This is a genomic window from Rhodanobacter sp. FW106-HT46G03 (genome assembly GCF_058789895.1).
In genome coordinates this window covers 143,898-159,233 of record NZ_JBYTCC010000002.1, presented here as the reverse complement: position 1 = coordinate 159,233, position 15,336 = coordinate 143,898, and the positions used below count along the sequence as shown (strand labels likewise).

Here is a 15,336-nt window from a genome sequence, read left to right as displayed (position 1 = left end):
CATGGGATCGGTCGCTGAAGCCTTTGTTCCGGGTGTATGGGCTGCTGACGTGATGCTCGCGGAATCCGACTGGGCCATGCGCGTGTGCGTGGGCTCGTTCGAAAGCGAGCGCCGCGCCGAGCAGGCCGCGAATAGGGCCATGCCCACGCTGGTACACGCGGGCGAGCAGCCAGGCGTGGTGGTGACGGTGGGCGGCCAGCGTCACATGCTGATCGCCGACCAGGTAGAGATCATGGTCCTCACCGCCGAGGCGCGTCAGCGCCTGGACGGTCGAAGGGCGAGCGAGGACGCCAGCGCCCGCCGCGCGCTGGCCGAGAGCGATTATGAGCCCGTATGGGACAACGACAAGGCGCTTGCGCTGTTGTTGGCCACACATGGGGAAGGTTACACGCCGCGCCAGATGGGTGTCGGCGTGCGTTGGATGCCGCTGGATCTGTCGCACGAGGACGAGCTGACAGAGATTGTGGCCACGGGGGAAGAACTGCCGGACTCGCTTCGCGAGGATCTGCTTCTTGAAGCCATTGCGGACGACGCGATAGCGCGGCACCGCATGAAGGATTAGGAGTCATACCGTGGCACGTGTGGATTACCGTCAGCGCCTGACCGACCAGCTGGTCAAGGCGATCGAGGAGCATGGTCAACTGCCCTGGAAACAGGGCTGGGACGGTGCAGCGCTTCGCCCCTTCAACCCCAAGAGCGGGGTGAAGTACAAGGGCGGCAACGTCATGAACCTCCTGCTGGCCCAGCTGGAGCGCGGGTCGAACGATCCGCGTTGGATGACGCTTGCCCAGGCCAACAAGGCGGGCTACGGCATCCGCAAGGGCGCCAAGGCCTCCTATGTCGAATACTGGGACTTCGGCCAGCCGCTGGTGATGCCCAAGCCCGACGATCCGTCCGGCGTGGCGGTGAACGTGGTTCCGGAGCCTGAAGGCGATGGCACGGTCGAGACGCCGGTTTCCCGGCCGCGTCCACGGGTGTTCTACGCACAGGTCTTCAATGGCGAGGATGTGGTGGGCTTGCCCGCGTTCGAGCGCAAGCTCACGTGGGAGCCCAACGAACTGGCCAAGCAGGTGCTGGAGGCGTCCGGCGCCGCCATCGAGCACCTGGCGCTGTCAAAGGGTTCACCGAGCTTGGCAGCGTCTGCGCATTTCACGCCATCGCGCGACATCATCACGCTACCACTACCGGAGCAGTTCAAAAGCGCCGCCGATTACTACGCGACGGCGCTCCATGAATTGGCGCACTGGACGGGCCATGCTTCGCGTCTCGGGCGCGATCTGACGGGAGCATTCGGCAGCGCCGAGTATGCGCAGGAAGAGTTGCGCGCGGAACTCGCGGCGATGTTCCTGTGTGCTGCGCTGGGCGTGGACGGTACCGTGCAGAACCACGCCAGCTACACGGCGTCGTGGCTGACCAAGCTCAAGGGCGACAAGCACGAGATCTTCCGCGCAGCCAAGGATGCGGAGAAGATCGTCGATTACCTCTTCGACCTGGTGCCGGAACTGCGCACACGGATCGATGCGTCGATCACGGCGAGCGTTTTGCCGGACTCGGCCGGGCGCAAGGTATTCGACTCGGGCGTCAGCAAGGAACTGCCCAACTTCATACCGGCCGACGCCAAGCCGGCCGTGGTGGCGGAGACGGCGGCCAAGCCCAAGGGCGTGGGCCGCAACGACCCGCGCTGGGCGCTCTTCGAGAAGGTGTTGCGGGAAGCCGCTGATCGCCAGTCGGTGCGTGGCGAAACGCTGGAGCATGCGCTCACGATGGTGGTGCAGAGCTTCACCGAGGCGATGGACAAAGCCGAAGAGCACGGCTTCGGCGCCGAGGACATGAGCAAGATGCTCGCCGATCGTATCGTGGTGGACATGCTCAACCTCGATCGCCGGAACAGCCAGTGGCTGGATTTCGTCGGCAAGGTGCACAGGGTGGGTGATGCCCACGTGGCACCGGAGGCGATCACGCTGGCCCTGAACGAGATGCATGGCAAGTACGTGGCGCTGCTGGACGAAAGCGCTCGCCAGAACTGGGCGGCGGACACCGCCAAACAGTCGATCGAGCAGTTGGTGTTCGGTGACAGCCTGCGCAAGATCAACCTCGACTACGTGCAGAAGCTCGTGCGCGAGTGCGAGGCGTCGCGCGTGTTCCTGGGCAGCGACGCCGATGACTTCGTGTTGTCGGTAGCCAGCGTCAACGAGGCATTGGGCGAGGACAACCTGCTCCTGCAGCCGTTGGAGGGTGACGAGGACCTGCTGGAAGACGCTGAAATCCCGGGTCCGTGAGCATGCAGTGCGGTGACGACATCATGACGCTCAGCGATCGCTGGGCGTTGATCGAGGTCCTGCTCGAATTGCGCATCAGCGTGGTGGTACACAGCGAGTGGCCGCGTCACGCCATGTTGGCCTGGTGCGCCAAGGAAGAGGCGGGGCAGATGGCTTTTACGGTGGGCACCCGTTGGGCCGAACTGGATGGGTACAGGGCGCCGTTACGCAGTCACCGGCCGTTCGAGGGAAGCATTCCGGTGCCGATCTTGATCAGCGACCTGCCGGTGCTGGCTGAGTCTTTCAGCGAGGGTTATCGCATGATGGTCAGCAGCTGGACCGACGCGCCGCCCGATGAACCGTCGGAACACCTGCTGCTGTCGGTGTTCCAAGCGGCCTCGTACCTGGGCCGTTCGGAACACGAGATCATGATGCTCATGAACGGTGGCGTGCTGGCGTGCCAGTGGTACGGCGGCGAACGCCGGGTGAGCTTCAAGGATCTGGAAATCTACCGTGCCCGCGATCTTCGTGATGAAGCGCTGGCCCTGGAAGCGCTGCTGGCCGTTGCTGAGCTGATCGAGCGGGAATCCGCTATCCGCGCAGCCTGACTTGCGGCGCTGTTTTTGACTATGTACTATAGTCCATAGTTCAATAAATCGGTAGTGGAGTGGTTCATGGCGAAGAAATCGGATGCTTCCGCGACTGCGATGGAGCCAATGCCCACCCTGGAAGCCTTCCGTGAGGCCATTCAGCACGTCCTCGTGAAGGAAGGTGCGCCGGAGTTGGTCGCGAAAGCGCTGCTGGAGTCCGAGGATCGCTACATCCGCAATATGCTCGACTGTTGGGGCGAGAATGGCCGAACATCCAGCTTGGTACTGGATGTGGCGGCGGAAATCGGGGTCCGTGAATCTGGCGACAAGTCGTCGAAGTGGGTTCTCGTCGAAGAGGACATGCTGGTGCTGGAAATCAGCGAGCAGATCGGTGAGTGCCTGGATGGACTCGTCGCGCTTGGCCTACACGGCGATACCCGGCACAAAGTCGCCAAGGTGATGATGGCGCGAGGCATCGAGAGCGTGTTCCCTCTCTTGGTAGCGAAAGGGCCGGTCAGGCTTCGGTGAGCGGCGCCTGGAGCCTCAGCCTGGCTTCCAGGGGAAGGTATCGCGTGGTTGCCAAGGGCGGCCCGCTCGGGCCATCAACGCCGCGAGCGCCCGAGCCGTAAAACGGCCGGAGTTGGCGCAGAGAATGGGGGCGCCGGGTAGCGGGAAGGTCAGCAGCAGGCCCTGATCGGTCCAAGACACCCGGGCATCCGACTGCCACAGGTAGTGCAAGCAGGCCACCGCGTCGTCCTGGTCCAGCATCTGAGTGAAGACCAGGTACGCGAAGTCGTCCAGCAGGATATCGCAGACACCCAATATGGCTTCACGGTGCGGTGAGGCGGCAAGCTGGGGAAGCCACGCCCACAGCGCCTCGCCGAAGTGCCAGACCGCATCAGCCCGCTCCGCGGCCTCAATCGCCTCCCAGAAGGCGTCGTCGAAGGCGTCGTCGGTCTGCGGATGTTCAATCACGGAGAAAGGGTGCCCGCGCGTGTGCAGGCAGATCTACGGCAAGCCGTGTCTTCTGCTTGCGCGTCCAGAAGCACCGCATATTCGGAAGCACCATGGCCGGGTTGCGTTCCGTGGCCAGCGCCGCTACCAGCTGACGATAGTCCTGCAGGAGGCCAAGGACTTCTCCGGGGCCACCCATCGACGCGACGAGGGCATCGAGGGCGTGCTGCGGGGTGGTAGTGGGGTCACCGGAGGCAGTCATGGTGTCGAGCGTCCTTCGCGGTCCGATTGCGGCATGCGCCAGAAGCGTACATGATTCGACGTATAGCCTAAAGTGACTTTTACCAAACCAGGTGCTCCCATGCCCAAGCGTCGCGGGATGTCCACAGAGTTGAGCGAGTTGTTGGCAGCCTGGCGTGAGGCTCATTGGCCTCCGGCGGGCCCGCCGGGAATGAAGCTTATCCGGCCGGGACTCCCGATCTACGAAGGCACGCACGCCCAGTTGACCTCTCTCTCGCACTCGCTGAGCGAGGTCATGCTCAAACTGCAATCCCACATCGAGGACGTCTGCGACGGCCGAGTGCCGCGCTGGATGGCGATTCCCAAGCTGGTGTTTCAGGTCGAGCGCCTGAACCTCGTGCAGGCGCCAGCCAAGGCGTCGAAGCGGGTTTCGGACATGGTGCGACTTCGTGCTACATGCGGTGAATTTCCCCTCGCCGATCAGGCACGCCTGGCCGAGTGGTTCGCTGCGCATCCTGGCCAGGAACTGGTCGCGCATTGGATCTTCAAGGATCTCCGGGCATTCGTGCACGTGCCCGGCCAGCCGGGACGCCGCTTGCGTTTCTATGAGTCTGGGCTGGCGGTAGCGCCGCCGCCGGGCGTGAATCTGGTTGTGCAAGACCACCGTGGTGTGATTCGTGGCGCGCGCAATGATGCCTTTTCTGACCCCTTGGCACAAAGCAGCCGCGGCTGGCGCGTGTTCGTACCTCTGAGGTCAAAGAAACCGCGCCAGTAAGCCGTTTAAGTCAGAAAAAGCCCCGTTTTGGCCACGGCCGAAGCGGGGCTTTTTTATGGTCAGAAGCGTGTCGTTATGGGTATCTAAAACGCGTCTTTATCGGCATTTTGTGCCTGATAGTCAAAAAACATTGACGATGCAAAATGTGTCATGCAAACATATCCATGGTAAAGTGAAGCCGTTTTAGAGACATGCCAACATGACGCACCTTTGTAGGGGTCGAGTGATGAGTGAACGAGGTCAACGGGGTTGGGCACGATGTGGCATGGCCGTGCTGGCCGGATGGTTGGTCGCCACGGGCGCATGGGCCCAACAGGCACGCGGCGGCAATGACGTCCCCGAGGAGCAGGGTGGCTTCGTGGTGATCGAGGATTCGACGACGCCCCCGCCACCGCCGAAGCCGCTCACTCTCCCGGCGACCACGACGCCGTTGGCGGGGGCACAGGGCAATGCGCCCCCCTACAAGCCCGGTTCTGCGGTGTACGAGATTCCCTGGGCCAAGCATGGTTCGGCCTCGACCGGGCCCAAGGCGGCGCCCGCGGCCACGCGCAATGCGGCGGCATCCTCACCGGTGTTGGGCAAGATTGGGCCCAAGCATGAGCCAACGCCTTTGTCGCGGCCGAAGCCTGTTGAATTGCCTCCTCCCACGTGGCAGGCCCGGATTGGCAGCACCTTGCGCGAGTCGATGCAAACGTGGGCAACGCAAGCGGGGTGGACATTGCGCTGGGAAGCTTCGGGTATCGACTACCCCATTGTCGCACCGCTCCATTTCACCGGAACCTACGTCAGCGCCGTCAGTTCGCTCATCTCGGCCTATGCGCATGCGGATCGCCCTTTGTGGGTGTGCCTCTACACACAGCAGCACCTGACACGCGTCACCGACACGTCGTGTCGCGGCGCCGGTGTCGCGCCGTGACGCCCTCTTTCCACAGCGCGCTGGCCTATCGGATGCGCGCCATCGCACTCATCCGGCGTTGCCCGTTATCGGCATGCCTCCCTTATACAGCCCCGGTATCCACCCAGGAGAAGCAGCCGTGACCCTTCGTCAAATTCTCCCGCTCGCTGCGGTGCTTACGACGTTGGCCGGCTGCGGCAGCTTCGACAACATCCGGCACAGTGATCGCCAGACGGATCGCTCCATCGTCGACGCCAACCGCGCCGCCGAAGCGATGCGCGGCGTACAAAACCAACCGGCGAACATGGCGTCCGTGATCTCCGACCAGCAGTACGTCGACACGACGCCCTTGGTGCTCAGTCGGGCTACCCAATTGCAGAGCAAGTGTGACATCACCTATTCGCCAGCCAAGGGCATGACCTTGCTCGAAACCGGGCAACTGATCAGCAAGCTGTGCGGGCTGGAGGTGCGCGTGACTCCGGATGCTATCGGAATGGGCGCCACGGGCGAAGTCGGCGGCGCCAGTCCGTCGCCGAGCGGCCCTCAAAACATCCCGCTGCCACCTGGTGTGAGCCTGCCACCCGGGCCAGGTGGCGTTGTCACAACGCCCTTGGGTGGTAGTCGCAACCTTGCCGATCAGTTGGTCGATATTCGCTACGCCGGCCCGTTGCCTGGCTTCCTCGATGCACTCACCGCCCGTTTCGGGCTGTCGTGGCGCGTTGATCGCGGCGCCGTGGTGGTCTACCGCACCGAGACGAAGGTCTTCCACATCTACAACATGCCCAAAGCGTTGGACATGAGTAGCGTCTTTTCTTCGGGCACCACGACTAGCGCCGGTGTTAGTGGTGGAGCAGGTGGCAGCACCGGCGGCAGCTCGGGCGGCTCCGGCGGTGTAGGCGGCAGCACCGGGAGCATGCAGACCACATCGGTTGGGCTCAAGACCGATCCCGTGAAAGACCTGGAGGCCGCGGTGAAGGCGATGACGACGGCCGGTAGCGGCCAGTCGTTCTACAGCGTGTCGAACGGCACGCTCATCGTGACCGACACGCCGGAAGTGCTCGATCGTGTGGGCACCTACATTGACTCTCTGAACAAGACCTACTCCAAGCAGGTTTTGGTGAACGTGCAGCTCCTGTCGGTCACGGTCAACAACACCGACAGCTACGGCCTGGACTGGACGGCCGTCTATAAGGACATGTCGAAGAACTTCGGCTTCACACTCGCGAACTCTTATACCGCCGCCAACGGAGCGGTGAGCGGCGCGATCAACATTCTTTCGGGTAGCTCGCACTGGAGTGGTAGCCAAGCTCTCATCAGTGCGCTTGCTTCGCAGGGCAAAGTACGAGTGCTTACCGAGCCCAGCGTCGTGGCTCGCAACCTGACGCCAGCACCGATCCAAGTGGCACACCAGACCGGCTTTATCGCCCAGTCATCGAACACGATCACCGGTGGCAACGGTGGGTTCTCCCAGTCGTCGTTGACGCCGGGCACGGTCACGACCGGCTTCAATATGTGGGCGATGCCCATGGTTTACCCGGACAACAAGACCTTGGAGTTGTCTTTGTCGGTGAATCTCTCCGAGCTGGTGAACATCCTTCGCAAAGAGTCGGGTGACTCGGCCATCGAAGTACCTGAGATCGACAACAAGATGTTCTCTCCCGATGTGACGCTGCGCTCAGGGGACACCGCGGTGATCGCAAGCTTCAAGCAGGAGTCCATGGACAACGAACGGCGTGGCACGGGCTCGCCGCGCAACTGGTTGTTTGGTGGTGGCATCACGGGGACGCGAAAGACGACGTATATCGTCATCGTCGTCACGCCAGTCGTGCTCGCCAGCAAGCTGCCGGCCGCGGCATTGAGCATGGACTGATGGCGACCGTAACGTACAAACAGGAGGAAATCACGATCCTTGCCGTCAACGGCAAGAGCTTCGTGAGTGGACTTCTGTGGAAGCCCTTGCGCAGTGCGCGCAAGTACATGGCCGAAGCTCGCGACATTGGTAAGCGAGAAGGCATGGAGATGGTGGCGATCCGGCGCGGCAAGGTGCTGCAAGCCGGCTTTGCGCCCAAGCACAAGGGTCGCAAAAGGCAGGACAGTAAGCAGGCCAACATGCGCAGCATGTACAGCCTGGCGGCGGCACTGGCCGGATCGCTTGGCGAAGACTGGATTGCGGCTTTCTCACTCGGCGACGGCAACTTTGCCTTTATTGCCGTACACAAGGGCGGCATCCTGCCCGGCCGCGACATGGTGGGTGATCAGGAACAGGTCGAGTCGCTGCTGCGCGAGACTTACTCCGACATCAAAGGCACCAACGTCGAGCCGGTCGTCATCGCACCGAGTGCGTGGGGTTTCGGCGGTGAAGAGAAGACCCTCGAAGCCCTCCTCACACCCAAGGCGCTGAAACCGGAACACCGGCTCAAGCCGCTGACGCTCGGCCTCACGACTTCCGAGATCGCTGCCATCGCGACGCTGGTCGGCCTGGTCGTCGTCGTGGGCGTGGGCGGTGCGTGGTGGTGGAAGCAACAACGCGAGAAAGAGGCCGAGCAACAGCGGCTCGCACAGCAACAGAACATGCAAGCTGCACAGGCAGCGGCGCGAAGCAACGCGGTTGCCGCGTTGGTGAGGCCGTGGCAGGGCACGCCCCTCGCCGACGACTTCCTCACCGCCTGCGCGGCGGTCTGGAGCCATGTCGAGCTGGATATAGGCGGTTGGACGTTCGACAACGGGCGATGCCTGCTGGGCCAGGGGAGCACACGCACGCAAGATGTCGTTTTCGCCACGTATCACCGCAACGGCTCTACGAGCGTGGCGATCTTCGAAGCCGCTGCTGCGGCGCTGGGCGCCAAAGCCAGTATCTTCGATGCCGGCGAAACCGGGACGGTGACACTACGGCTGCAGGTGCCTTCATCGCCCCAGAATATCGGCGAAAAGGACCTGCCGACGATAGATGCTCAGCTGCAGGCGCTGGTGACGCGTATCCAGTCGGTTCCTTCGGGCATCGCGTCCTACACGGTCCAGCCCAAACCATGGGTCAAACCCGCGAACCAGCCCGATGCCGTCGGGCCGGACTGGACGACCAACACGCTTGACATCAAGACCACGCTTGCACCTCAGCAGTTGCTCGAAGGCATGCCCAGCAGCGGGATGCGCTTCTACGAAATCGCGGTCTCGATCGACAAGAACGCGAACCTCCATTGGCACCTCTCAGGGGAAATGTATGGCCGGTAAGTGCTCCACGGTTCTGTTGGCAGCAGGTGCTGCGCTTCTGGCGTCGCTATGCGCCGCCGCTGGCGTGCATGCGCAATCCACCACGGTGGGCGAGCTATCAACGATCAACAGTACGAATATCCTCAAGACCGCCCAGCTCGCCGGTGCTCAGCTTGATACAAAGCTGCAAAAGGAGCACGCGGATGCAGGCGCGTCGTCTTCAACCAGCCCAAGCGGATTGACCTCTGCCTCCTCATCGGTGACCAGTCGCCGCGCAACCCAGGATGACCCCACGCCGGTTGTGAAGGGGGTCTTCGGCGCCAATGGCGCACTCTACGCGACATTCCTCTATGCGGACGGCTCCACGGTCGACGCCAAGCAGGGTGGGTCGATCCCCGGCGGCTACACCGTGGCCAGCCTGGACGCTGAACACGTCGCGCTGCGCCGAGGCGGCAAGACGATCGACGTTGGCTTCTCGTCGTCGGCGCCCATGGTGCGCACCGAGGCACAGCCCAACCCTTATGCGGGTGGCGTGATGAGCATGCCCATGATGCCGCCGATGCCGGCGGCGCCATCGCCTTCGCTGCAGCAGTGAGGTTGCACCGGCCGTGAACGCCTTGATCCGCCCATCGGACGCAGAGCACCCGCCCCATGCGCTTACCGCGCAAGGCGAGCAGTACGAGGTTTCGCCCGAACTGCGGGAAATGCTGTGCTACCTGGACACAGGCGAGCTGCTCATCGTGCAAGGCTGCGCGATGGACCCCCACGTCCTCGCTTTTCGTGACGACCTGCGGCGCAAGGGGCTCACCCCTCAAGCTCGGGGTTGCTCGCTTGCGGAAGTGCGTGAGCACTATGCACGGAGCCCTTCAGTCATTAGCCGGGTCACCAGCGTTGCCGACGGACGGCGAGAGAGTGCGACCCAGCACAAAGTGATGGAGGTGTTCACTGGCGCCGTCCGCGAGAATGCAAGCGATGTGCATTTCTTCGACGATGAGGATGTTTGCCGCATCCGCATCCGTGTGAATGGACTATTGGAGGATTTCACGCCGCTGCCCGCCGTACCGGCGCACATCGGCCTGGAAATGCGTGCCGCCATCTACCAAGGCATGTGCGACGTCGCCGATTCGACGTTCAAGCCGCACCAGCCGCAGGACGCCCGCCTCAAGGAGTCGATCGTCCGCTCGATCAATCTTTACGGCGCTCGCGTAGCGACCCGGCCGCTGGATAAGGGCCAGATGATGGTCTGCCGCCTTCTGCACCGGAAGGCCGGAGAACAGTGGACGTTGGAGAGGCTGGGCTACCTGCCTGAGCAGGCGGCATTGATCTCGGCGATGACCGAAAACAAGCACGGCATCCACATTTTCTCGGGCGCGACGGGTTCGGGTAAGAGCACCTCGTTAGAGGTGTTGATTACCCGCCTGATCCGCCATTTCCAGCATCAGATCCACGTCCTGACACTGGAGAACCCGCCCGAGTACAAGATTGCTGGTGCACGGCAGACGCCGGTGATCGGCGACGACTGGGCGGGCGGCATCAAGAATGCGATGCGCCTTGACCCGGACGTCATCATGGTCGGTGAAATGCGCGACTTTACATCTGCACAGGCCGGTTTCCAGGCGGCACTGACCGGTCACGGCGTTTGGACGACGCTGCACGCGAACGATCCATTCGCGATCCTGCAGCGCCTCGATGACCTCGAACTCGACCCCGGCTTGTACGCCGATGCCTCGCTCGTCCGCGGGCTGATCTACCAATCGCTCGTGCCGATTCTGTGCGATCACTGCAAGGTGCCGTTTCGCGAAAAAGCCGCGAAGCTTCCAGCTCCGCTGGTTGAGCGTGTGCGCCACTACTGCGAGGGCGGCGATACCGTCTATGCCATCAACGAGTCGGGCTGCGAGCACTGCCGTAAGGGCCTCAAGGGGCGCAGCGTTGTCGCCGAGGTGGTCAGCCCGACACAGGACTTGCTGGACGCTTTTCGGGCCAAGGGCAAAGCCGCCGCGCGAGCGGCCTGGTTGGCTAACCAGCATGGCATCACACGGGCCGCTCACGTCACAAAGCTGATCCGTGATGGCCTGGTCGATCCCGTGCATGGCGAGTCGATGGTGTGCCGCCTCGACTACGACGACATCCTCTTGAGCACCCACGCATGAGTATTGCCGATAGCTTCAACCGCATGTCGGTGTCCAGCCGCACCCGAGCCGAGATCTACAACGTGCTCGGCTCGCTGCTGGACAACGGTGCCTTGCTTTCCGATTCGCTCGACAAGCTCTACGCGATCTACAGCGACGAAGGGCGCAAGCCGACCCGCGCGACCGCCGCGATGCTCTACGAAGTAAAGGGCATGGTCGCCGATGGCAAGACCTTCGCACAAGCGATCGAGCCGTGGGTTTCCGGCGAGGAGGCTGCCTTGATTGCCGCGGGTGAGCGCACGGGCAACCTTCGCGCTGCGTTCAATGATGCGCTTTACCTCATCAGCATTCGCAAGCGCATCTGGGGCGCCGTTGCCGGCGGCGTCGTCTATCCGGTCATCCTTGCCATCGCTTTGATCGTTATGCTCAAGATCATCGCCTACAAGGTGATTCCGGCACTGGCCAAAACCAGCCCAGCCGAAACGTGGGAAGGGGCGGGGCACCTCACTTACCTCATGTCCTATTTTGTCCAGCACTATGGGCTGACTTCGCTGGTCGTGCTCTTGGTGCTCTTGGTCGTGGTCATCGTTAGCCTGCCGACCAAGACCGGCACGATGCGGTACTACCTCGACAAGGTGCCGCCGTGGTCGATCTACCGGCGCATCAATGGCGGCCTGTTCATGCTGGCCCTGGCGGTGCTGATCCGCTCGGGCGTGAAGCAAGCCGAAGCCTTGGAACTTCTGATCAGCAATGCAAACCGCTACATGCGCGAGCGGCTCGAAGCGGTGATTTACGGCACCACCAAGGGCTTGTTCCTCGGTCAGGCGCTGCTGGAATCCGAGTTCGACTTTCCTGACCGGCGAACCATTCTTCTGCTGACCATTCTCGACAAACTGGACGGCTTCGACTCGGCCCTGCGGCGCTTTGCCGACGACGAGTTGACCAGGGTGCAGCAGCAAGTCGAAGCCTCCATGAAAACGTTCTACGTGGTGATGCTGGCGATCATGGGTTTGATCACGGCCGTCATCACGCTGGGAAGTTTCGCGATCCAAGACTCGATCGGAAACATGTAGTCACTACCATCAACAGGAGACACCATGAGCAAGACGTATTCGTTTGGTCTGCGCAAGTCGCAGAAGGGTGCGACGATCATCGAGATCGTCGTGTTTATCTCCATTGGCCTGATCATTCTCGGCGTCGCAGCCGCGCTGATTGCCAAAGGCATGGGTTCCAGCGATGTCGGCACCGATACCGAGAGCGTGAACCAACTGTTGGTCAACGCGAAGGACGTGCGCGACGTGTCAGGGTACGGCGCAGCGGGCACCGACCTCGTTCCGTCCATGACCGCCGCGAAAGGCATCCCTTCGAACATGACCATCACGGCCGGCAAACCGTACAACCAGTGGAACGGCCTCATCACGATCGTGAGCACGGGTCTGGGCTTCACCCTGACCTCACCGAACATTCCGATGGATGCCTGCATCAAGGAGGCGACCAAGCTCAGCCGACCGGGCACGGTGTCCACCTCGATCAACGGCGGCGCCGCCATCGTGGGCCAGATCACCAACGTCCAAGCCACCGCGCAATGCACCAGCGCGACAGCGAACACGCTGGCCTTCACCTCCGCGAACTGATCTCCATGACCCAGGCAGCCACCCGCCTTCGCGATGTTCCCTTTGTGGATCTCTACATCGGGCCGGACTACGCCGACCTGAAAGGCATGCCGGGCGCGCAAGCGCCTCGCGTGCCGCTTCCAGGCGAACTCGCGGAGGAGGTGGCCGAGCTGCGTGCGGTCTGCATGCAGCAGTTTGAGGACACGCAGGAGCCGGAGTTTTCGCATGTTCACGATGATGTGCTGTACCGCGTCACCGTGATGAACAACTTGCATGCCCAGGCTGTGCTGTTCATGCGCCGCATGGCGGCGGAGATCCGCGATTTCGAACGCCTGGGGCTTTCCAAGGCGTTCGTGAAGTGGATCATGGAGCCACAGCGACCGGGCCTCATCCTCGTGGCTGGCGATCTTGGCGGCGGCAAGACTACAACGGCCGCTTCGCTCCTGGCTGCTCGTCTGCGGCTTCATGGTGGACTGGCGCTGGCGATCGAAGATCCCCCGGAAACCAAGCTTGACGGGCTGCACGGGGAGGGTCGGTGTATCCAGATTCCCGCATCCCGACGCTTCGGCAACTACCGTGAACAACTCCGCCGCGCAATGCGCACCGGCGTGGGCACGCTCCTGATTGGCGAGATTCGCGATCAGGACACGGCCACCGAAGCGATCAAGCACAGCAACAACGGCTTGTGTGTGATTTCGACGGTGCACGCCGCCAACCTGCCGGACGCGATCTCTCGCACGCTCTCCTACGCGGAGGGTGCGGAGCTGACGCAGCCGCGCGACCTGCTCGCTGCAGGGCTTGCCGCTGTCATCTACCAGCAACTCGAAAGGGTACCGTCCGGCAATGCCATGGTCGTACGCGCGAGCTTCAAGACCCTCGCGGTCAGTACCCAGGATGCCACGAGCATCCGCAGCAAGATCCGCGAGGAGCGTTTGTACCAGATCACCCAAGACATCGAGAGCCAGGCGGGGAGGGCGGCGTGGGCATGACCAAGTTCAAGAGCCAGCAGCGAGGCATGACGCTGATTGAGGTCATCGTTGCCATATCCATCGGCCTGATCTTGATGGCCTTGGTCGCGTCCGGCTTCTCTATGTACCAGACCTACCAGACGAACTCGATCACCGCCGAGTGGCTGAAGACCTGGCAGGCCGGTGCGCAACAGTGGATCAACGACAACTCGGCCTCACTGGTGGCGACCGCGTCCGCCACGCCGTCGACCAGGCCCATCGCCACCGGACCCGCACCCAACGTCGTGACCAGCAACAGCGGAATCAGCGGCGCAACGATCTGCGATGACAGTTCGTTGAGGAAGCTCACGAAGCCGAGCACGATGATGGTCTTGGAAACGGTTGACCTCATCGGTCGTCTTCAGCGAACCGGATGCGGTTCCGTACGTCCCCATCTTCCGGGTTAGAAGCAGTCCGTGGCTTATCGGGTCGGCCGTCATGCATGGTTGGAGTCCGCAAGGGTGAGCGTTAGCGGCTCACCGGACTGCTGTGGCCGTCGCACCGTCCATCCCAACCGTTCGCAAAGACGACTGATCAAGCTCAACCCAAAGCCATTGTCGGACCGCCGTTGGTCAATCCTCGCGTTCGTCATCTCACCAACCTGCGGCCATGGGCTCAGCTCGATGCCCGTGGATGCGATGACTATGGACACCACGGCCCCGTCCGAGAGCTCGCCCGCTCGGCGTAGCAATTGCCCAAACACCAACGTCACAGCACGTTGGGGCGCCAACACGGTGATGCTTGCATCGCCGTGCAGTTGCACGGGTGTCGATGGAGGCATCGTCTGTGCGTCGACGAGGCGCTGCCATGTGGCACGCACAGGAATGGGTTCGGCAACGATCGCCACCTCCGTCTCGTGACGGGCCAGGTAAAGCAGCGTATCGAGCAGATCCGTCAATTCGGCGGTACGTCGACGCACGCGCTGGATGGCGCGCTGACCGGAAGGACCTACCGTGGCGTCTTCTGCGAGCAGATCGACGCTGGCCTGGATCACCGACAGCGGTGAACGCAATTCATGGCTGGTGTCGGCGGTAAACTCCCGTTCGCGCGTCAGGAACGCATCCAGGCGTGCCTGGTAGTGCTCGAAGGCGACCGCCAGCGCACCGACCTCGTCATTGGCGAAGTGGGTGCGAAGGCGATCGTCGCGGCGGGGCGGCGCCGATGCTTCGACCCATTGCGCCAGTCGCTGAACCGGTGCAATCAACCGCCCGGCCAAGAGCAGGCCCAGCGCGCCGGAGACCAGCGTACCTATGAGGATGACACCGGCCATCAACCAACGCAGAAACGTTTCGCGCTGGGCGATGTCGCTCAGATCGATGACGAAGTACAACCGCTGGGTGCCGTCGTCGGAGACGGCGACATACGTCTCCCGATCCCCTTCGCGATCCAGTATGTGTGTCCCCGGTGGCAGGGCGGCCATTTCCGCGGGCACATCATGGCGGTCGCTCGCCCGACTCACATACGCATAGATCCGCTGGGAGGCTGGCAGGGGTGTACTTGGTTGAGTGTGGAGGTGCGCGATGAGGTTGCTGGTTTCGACCTGCAGCAACTCCGTCATCAGGATGCGTTCGAAGTCGGCCATGGAGGTCAACGCCACAGCGGCGAACAAGCTCGACAGCACCACCCCGAAGGCGAGGAACGCCAAGACAATCCGGGTGCGGAGCGTGA

16 protein-coding genes are annotated in these 15,336 nt (G+C 62.6%); 14 read left to right on the top strand and 2 right to left on the bottom strand.

Annotation, left to right across the window (positions count from 1 at the left end):
• Position 1: 1 nt before the first annotated feature.
• From AC3WP6_RS16880 to AC3WP6_RS16865, 4 genes are all read left to right on the top strand, one after another.
• Positions 2-562, top strand: coding sequence for a hypothetical protein (locus AC3WP6_RS16880; protein WP_492628841.1), 561 nt, complete (start codon positions 2-4; stop codon positions 560-562).
• A 10-nt stretch (positions 563-572) separates the two neighbouring features.
• Positions 573-2,279, top strand: coding sequence for an ArdC family protein (locus tag AC3WP6_RS16875; RefSeq protein WP_492628840.1), 1,707 nt, complete (start codon positions 573-575; stop codon positions 2,277-2,279).
• A gap of 23 nt (positions 2,280-2,302) precedes the next feature.
• Positions 2,303-2,866, top strand: coding sequence for a hypothetical protein (locus AC3WP6_RS16870; protein WP_492628839.1), 564 nt, complete (start codon positions 2,303-2,305; stop codon positions 2,864-2,866).
• Positions 2,867-2,932: 66 nt separating this feature from the next.
• Complete coding sequence (locus AC3WP6_RS16865; RefSeq protein WP_492628838.1) at positions 2,933-3,376, top strand: hypothetical protein; 444 nt, start codon at positions 2,933-2,935, stop codon at positions 3,374-3,376.
• 15 nt (positions 3,377-3,391) lie between these two features.
• Here AC3WP6_RS16865 and AC3WP6_RS16860 read toward each other — a convergent pair whose 3' ends face one another.
• The gene (locus AC3WP6_RS16860; protein ID WP_492628837.1) at positions 3,392-3,823 is read right to left on the bottom strand and encodes a hypothetical protein; all 432 of its coding nucleotides are present in this window, start codon (positions 3,821-3,823) and stop codon (positions 3,392-3,394) included.
• 340 nt (positions 3,824-4,163) lie between these two features.
• Between AC3WP6_RS16860 and AC3WP6_RS16855 the strand changes: the two genes are divergently transcribed.
• From AC3WP6_RS16855 to AC3WP6_RS16810, 10 genes are all read left to right on the top strand, one after another.
• Positions 4,164-4,817, top strand: a complete 654-nt coding sequence (locus AC3WP6_RS16855; protein WP_492628836.1) for a hypothetical protein — start codon at positions 4,164-4,166, stop codon at positions 4,815-4,817.
• 265 nt (positions 4,818-5,082) lie between these two features.
• Positions 5,083-5,733 carry a toxin co-regulated pilus biosynthesis Q family protein gene (locus tag AC3WP6_RS16850; protein WP_492628835.1) on the top strand — a complete coding sequence of 217 codons (651 nt, stop codon included), beginning with the start codon at positions 5,083-5,085 and terminating at the stop codon, positions 5,731-5,733.
• 118 nt (positions 5,734-5,851) lie between these two features.
• Positions 5,852-7,582, top strand: a complete 1,731-nt coding sequence (gene pilN / locus AC3WP6_RS16845) for a PilN family type IVB pilus formation outer membrane protein (RefSeq protein ID WP_492628834.1) — start codon at positions 5,852-5,854, stop codon at positions 7,580-7,582.
• Positions 7,582-8,940, top strand: a complete 1,359-nt coding sequence (gene pilO2 / locus AC3WP6_RS16840; RefSeq protein WP_492628833.1) for a type 4b pilus protein PilO2 — start codon at positions 7,582-7,584, stop codon at positions 8,938-8,940. The genes pilN and pilO2 overlap by 1 nt, the downstream gene beginning before the upstream one ends.
• Positions 8,930-9,514, top strand: coding sequence for a type IV pilus biogenesis protein PilP (pilP, locus tag AC3WP6_RS16835; RefSeq protein ID WP_492628832.1), 585 nt, complete (start codon positions 8,930-8,932; stop codon positions 9,512-9,514). Before pilO2 ends, pilP begins: the two co-directional genes overlap by 11 nt.
• 13 nt (positions 9,515-9,527) lie before the next feature.
• On the top strand, positions 9,528-11,069 hold the full coding sequence (locus AC3WP6_RS16830) for a GspE/PulE family protein (RefSeq protein WP_492628831.1): 1,542 nt from the start codon (positions 9,528-9,530) through the stop codon (positions 11,067-11,069).
• Between the two features lie 23 nt (positions 11,070-11,092).
• Positions 11,093-12,121: a type II secretion system F family protein gene (locus AC3WP6_RS16825; RefSeq protein WP_492628830.1), complete on the top strand. Its 1,029-nt coding sequence runs from the start codon at positions 11,093-11,095 to the stop codon at positions 12,119-12,121.
• 24 nt (positions 12,122-12,145) lie between these two features.
• Positions 12,146-12,682 carry a type 4 pilus major pilin gene (locus AC3WP6_RS16820; RefSeq protein ID WP_492628829.1) on the top strand — a complete coding sequence of 179 codons (537 nt, stop codon included), beginning with the start codon at positions 12,146-12,148 and terminating at the stop codon, positions 12,680-12,682.
• A gap of 5 nt (positions 12,683-12,687) precedes the next feature.
• Positions 12,688-13,650 (top strand): ATPase, T2SS/T4P/T4SS family, encoded by a 963-nt coding sequence (locus tag AC3WP6_RS16815; protein WP_492628828.1) that lies wholly within the window; start codon positions 12,688-12,690, stop codon positions 13,648-13,650.
• The gene (locus tag AC3WP6_RS16810) at positions 13,647-14,075 is read left to right on the top strand and encodes a PulJ/GspJ family protein (RefSeq protein WP_492628827.1); all 429 of its coding nucleotides are present in this window, start codon (positions 13,647-13,649) and stop codon (positions 14,073-14,075) included. The genes AC3WP6_RS16815 and AC3WP6_RS16810 overlap by 4 nt, the downstream gene beginning before the upstream one ends.
• 29 nt (positions 14,076-14,104) lie before the next feature.
• Here AC3WP6_RS16810 and AC3WP6_RS16805 read toward each other — a convergent pair whose 3' ends face one another.
• Positions 14,105-15,313 (bottom strand): sensor histidine kinase, encoded by a 1,209-nt coding sequence (locus tag AC3WP6_RS16805; RefSeq protein WP_492628826.1) that lies wholly within the window; start codon positions 15,311-15,313, stop codon positions 14,105-14,107.
• Between the last annotated feature and the right edge of the window lie 23 nt (positions 15,314-15,336).

Bases quoted from the DNA above. Each gene is read 5' to 3' on its own strand.
- AC3WP6_RS16880 (WP_492628841.1), top strand. From the start codon at position 2: ATGGGATCGGTCGCTGAAGCCTTTGTTCCGGGTGTATGGGCTGCTGAC.
- pilO2 (WP_492628833.1), top strand. From the start codon at position 7,582: ATGGCGACCGTAACGTACAAACAGGAGGAAATCACGATCCTTGCCGTC.
- AC3WP6_RS16810 (WP_492628827.1), top strand. From the start codon at position 13,647: ATGACCAAGTTCAAGAGCCAGCAGCGAGGCATGACGCTGATTGAGGTC.
- AC3WP6_RS16825 (WP_492628830.1), top strand. From the start codon at position 11,093: ATGTCGGTGTCCAGCCGCACCCGAGCCGAGATCTACAACGTGCTCGGC.
- AC3WP6_RS16815 (WP_492628828.1), top strand. From the start codon at position 12,688: ATGACCCAGGCAGCCACCCGCCTTCGCGATGTTCCCTTTGTGGATCTC.
- AC3WP6_RS16850 (WP_492628835.1), top strand. From the start codon at position 5,083: ATGGCCGTGCTGGCCGGATGGTTGGTCGCCACGGGCGCATGGGCCCAA.
- pilP (WP_492628832.1), top strand. From the start codon at position 8,930: ATGGCCGGTAAGTGCTCCACGGTTCTGTTGGCAGCAGGTGCTGCGCTT.
- AC3WP6_RS16820 (WP_492628829.1), top strand. From the start codon at position 12,146: ATGAGCAAGACGTATTCGTTTGGTCTGCGCAAGTCGCAGAAGGGTGCG.
- AC3WP6_RS16870 (WP_492628839.1), top strand. From the start codon at position 2,303: ATGACGCTCAGCGATCGCTGGGCGTTGATCGAGGTCCTGCTCGAATTG.
- AC3WP6_RS16865 (WP_492628838.1), top strand. From the start codon at position 2,933: ATGGCGAAGAAATCGGATGCTTCCGCGACTGCGATGGAGCCAATGCCC.
- AC3WP6_RS16855 (WP_492628836.1), top strand. From the start codon at position 4,164: ATGCCCAAGCGTCGCGGGATGTCCACAGAGTTGAGCGAGTTGTTGGCA.